A 3,592-nucleotide genomic window follows, 5' to 3' on the forward strand; every position below is an offset into this window, starting at 1 on the left:
GCCGCCCGACAGCCCGGTCGTGCGGCTGGCCGGCGGGATGGCCTGGGCGGAGGGACCGGTGTGGTTCGGCGACGGGCGGTTCCTGCTGTGGAGCGACATCCCGAACAACCGGGTCATGCGCTGGTGCGCGGAGAACGGGGCGGTATCGGTCTTTCGCGCGCCGTCGCATTTCGCCAACGGCCATAGCCGCGACCGGCGGGGGCGGCTGGTGACGTGCGAGCATGAGACGCGGCGGGTGACGCGCACCGAGCATGACGGGACGATCACCGTGCTGGCCGCGCGTGCCGGGGTCGGGGGCGGGCGGCTGAATTCGCCCAACGACGTGGTGTGCGCGTCGGACGGATCGGTCTGGTTCACCGATCCGGATTACGGGTTGCGCAGCGTGTATGAAGGCGGCTGCGGGGCGGCGGCCGAGGCGACGACCAACCTGTACCGCATCGATCCGGCGGGCGGGATTCATCTGGCCTGCACGGATTTCGCCAATCCCAACGGGCTGTGCTTCTCGCCGGACGAGACGATCCTGTACGTCATCGAGACCGGGGCGGTGCCCAACCGGATCTGGGCCTGCATGCTGGATGACGGGCGTTGCGCCATCGTCCGCAAATCGGTGCTGGTCACGGCCGGGGACGGAGAACTGGCCGATGGGCTGCGCTGTGACGCGGAGGGGCGTCTGTGGTGCGGCTGGGGCGGCGGAGCGGGGCGGGACGGCGTGACGGTCTTTACGCCGGCGGGCGTGCGGCTGGGCCATATTCCGCTGCCGGAGCGGTGCGCCAATCTGTGCTTCGGCGGCGTGCGGGGCAATCGGCTGTTCATGGCGGCGACGCATTCGCTGTACGCGCTGCATGTCAATGTGCGGGGCGATCCGGGGCCGGGGCGGTAGGGGTAGCCCCCTGCCCTGCCCGGCCCCCCGGCGTCCAGCGTTCAGCGTTCAGCGTTCAGCGTTCAGCGTTCAGCGTTTCAGGCGGTAGCCCGTCTTGAAGATCCACCAGATCGTGGCCAGGCAGAGCGCCATGAAGAGGAGCGTCATGCCCAGGCTGATCCCCACCGCGATTTCGGATATGCCGTAGAAGCTCCAGCGGAAGCCGCTGATGAGATAGACGACGGGGTTGAACAGGGTCACGGTCCGCCAGGCGGGTGGGAGCATGCCGATCGAATAGAAGCTGCCGCCCAGGAAGGTCAGGGGGGTGACGATCAGCATGGGGACCAGGTTCAGCTTCTCGAAATTATCGGCCCAGATGCCGATGATGAAGCCGAACAGGCTGAAGGTCACGGCGGTCAGGACCAGGAAGGCCGCCATCGGCAGCGGGTGGGCGATGCCGAACGGCACGAACAGCCGGGCGGTCGCCAGGATGATGAGGCCCAGCATCAGCGATTTGCTGGCGGCCGCCCCGACATAGCCGATCACGATTTCCAGGGGCGAGACCGGGGCGGACAGGACCTCGTAGATCGTGCCGAGGAATTTCGGGAAATAGATGCCGAAGGAGGCGTTCATGATGCTTTGCGTCAGCAGCGAGAGCATGACGAGGCCCGGCACGATGAAGGCCCCGTAGGCGACGCCGTCGATCATGCGCATATGGGCCCCCATCGCCGCGCCGAAGACCACGAAATAGAGGGTCGTGGAGAGGACGGGCGAGACGATGCTCTGCAGCAGGGTGCGCCCGGTACGGCTCATCTCGAACCGGTAGATGGCGCCGATGGCATGAAGATTCATGATTCGCTCCGCACCAGGCTGACGAAGATGTCTTCCAGCGAGCTTTGCCGGGTCTGCAGGTTGCGGATTTCGAGTCCCAGCGCGTCGATCTGCCGCATCAGGGCGGCCACGCCGGTATCGGCGGCCTGCGCGTCGTAGGTGTAGACCAGTTCGGTGCCGCCGGCCGTGCATTCCAGTTGCCACGCATCAAGGGCGGCGGGACATTCGGCCAGCGGGGCCTGCATCCGGAGCACGAGCTGGGTCTTGCCCAGCTTGTGCATCAGGCGGGATTTTTCCTCGACCAGGATGATCCGTCCCTTGTTGATCACCCCGATCCGGTCGGCCATTTCCTCGGCTTCCTCGATATAATGGGTGGTCAGGATGATGGTGACGCCGGTGTCGCGCAGGGCGCGCACCATCTGCCACATGTCGCGGCGCAGTTCGACGTCGACGCCGGCCGTGGGTTCGTCGAGGAACAGGATGCGCGGTTCGTGCGACAGGGCCTTGGCGATCATCACCCGGCGTTTCATGCCGCCCGACAGGGTCACGATCTTGCTGTCGCGCTTGTCCCACAGCGACAGGTCGCGCAGGATCTTCTCGATATAGGCGGGATCGGCGGGCCGGCCGAACAGGCCGCGGCTGAAGCGGACGGTGGCGAGCACGGTTTCGAACGCGTCGGTGCTGAGTTCCTGCGGCACCAGGCCGATCTGGCGCCGTGCCGCGCGGTAGTCGCGGACGATGTCGTGGCCGTTGGCCCGGATAGTGCCCCCGGTGGCCGTGACGATGCCGCAGATGATGCTGATCAGCGTCGTCTTGCCCGCGCCGTTGGGGCCGAGCAGGGCGAAGATCTCGCCGGGGTGGATGTCCAGGGTGACGTCGGACAGGGCCTGGAAGCCGGACGCGTAGGTCTTGGTCACGTTCCGCACCGCGATGGCAGGCTGGGGGGCGGCCAGGGGGGCGGACGGGGCGGCGGAATTGGGTTGGGCCATGGGTCCTCGACCGGCGATGCGCCGGGGAATTCAGCGTATTTCGCCCGCGCGGTCAATGTGGGGCGCCAGGAGCAATAGATCGTGATTTCGGCCGGGAGGGGCTTGCCTGGTTTCGATGCCGGGGATGTCCTGCATGTCCCATGCGGGAGTGCGGACGATCATGGAGCGCGACGCAGAGTGGCTGGAGGCGGACGGCCGGGGCGGTTTCGCGTCGGGGACGGTGGGCGGGGCGCGCACGCGCCGCTATCACGCGCTGCTGCTGGCCGCGACCCGGCCGCCGGGCGGGCGTGTCGTGCTGGTGAACGGGCTGGATGTCTGGATGGAGACGCCGTCCGGCACCTATCCGCTGAGCACCCAGCTTTATCTGCCGGATGTGGTGTTTCCCGACGGCGCGGCGCATCTGGCCGGCTTTGCGCGCGTGCCGTGGCCGCGCTGGGATTTCGTGCTGCCGGACGGCACCGCGATCGGCCAGGAGCTGTTCGTGGCGCGTGACACGGCGGAGACCGTGCTGCGCTGGACCTGCGCGGCGTGGACGGGCACGGCGGGGTTGGACAAGGCAGAAGGGGGCAAGGAGCGGGTGGGCCCGTGGCGGCTGCATGTGCGGCCGCTGCTCTCGGGCCGCGATTATCACGCGCTGCACCGGGAGAACCCGGTCTGCGCGCTGGGCAGCGCGGTGCGGGAGGGGTGTGTCGTCTGGCGGCCTTATGCCGCGCTGCCGGCGATCGTCGCGACGGGCAACGGCGCGTATCAGCCGGAGCCGGTGTGGTACCGGAATTTCCTCTATCGCGCGGAGCAGGCGCGCGGGCTGGACGATGTCGAGGACCTGGCGTCGCCGGGGCGGTTCACTTTCGCGCCGACGGACGGCATGGCGGTGCTGATCCTGCGGGCGGACGGCGGGCAGGATGCGGCGGGT

4 protein-coding genes are annotated in these 3,592 nt (G+C 68.2%); 2 read left to right on the top strand and 2 right to left on the bottom strand.

The genetic code is table 11. The annotated features are described in order from the left end of the window. The coding region (locus HUK84_RS12535; RefSeq protein WP_176640593.1) for an SMP-30/gluconolactonase/LRE family protein at window positions 1-880 on the top strand (880 nt) is incomplete at its 5' end. A 69-nt stretch (window positions 881-949) separates the two neighbouring features. Here the strand turns inward: HUK84_RS12535 and HUK84_RS12540 are convergent. Both HUK84_RS12540 and HUK84_RS12545 read right to left on the bottom strand, forming a co-directional pair. Further along, on the bottom strand, window positions 950-1,711 hold the full coding sequence (locus HUK84_RS12540; RefSeq protein ID WP_176640594.1) for an ABC transporter permease: 762 nt from the start codon (window positions 1,709-1,711) through the stop codon (window positions 950-952). Continuing rightward, complete coding sequence (locus HUK84_RS12545) at window positions 1,708-2,679, bottom strand: ABC transporter ATP-binding protein (RefSeq protein ID WP_176640595.1); 972 nt, start codon at window positions 2,677-2,679, stop codon at window positions 1,708-1,710. Before HUK84_RS12545 ends, HUK84_RS12540 begins: the two co-directional genes overlap by 4 nt. A gap of 133 nt (window positions 2,680-2,812) precedes the next feature. Here HUK84_RS12545 and HUK84_RS12550 point away from each other — a divergent pair. Beyond that, window positions 2,813-3,592: glycogen debranching enzyme N-terminal domain-containing protein (locus tag HUK84_RS12550; protein ID WP_176640596.1), on the top strand; the 780-nt coding region annotated here is incomplete at its 3' end.

Origin of the sequence: Nguyenibacter vanlangensis, assembly GCF_013376155.1 — a bacterium.
Classification (GTDB): domain Bacteria; phylum Pseudomonadota; class Alphaproteobacteria; order Acetobacterales; family Acetobacteraceae; genus Gluconacetobacter; species Gluconacetobacter vanlangensis.

What these genes read in the sequence shown, in the direction of transcription:
- HUK84_RS12540 (WP_176640594.1), bottom strand. Translation starts at nt 1,711, where the DNA reads ATGAATCTTCATGCCATCGGCGCCATCTACCGGTTCGAGATGAGCCGT.
- HUK84_RS12545 (WP_176640595.1), bottom strand. Translation starts at nt 2,679, where the DNA reads ATGGCCCAACCCAATTCCGCCGCCCCGTCCGCCCCCCTGGCCGCCCCC.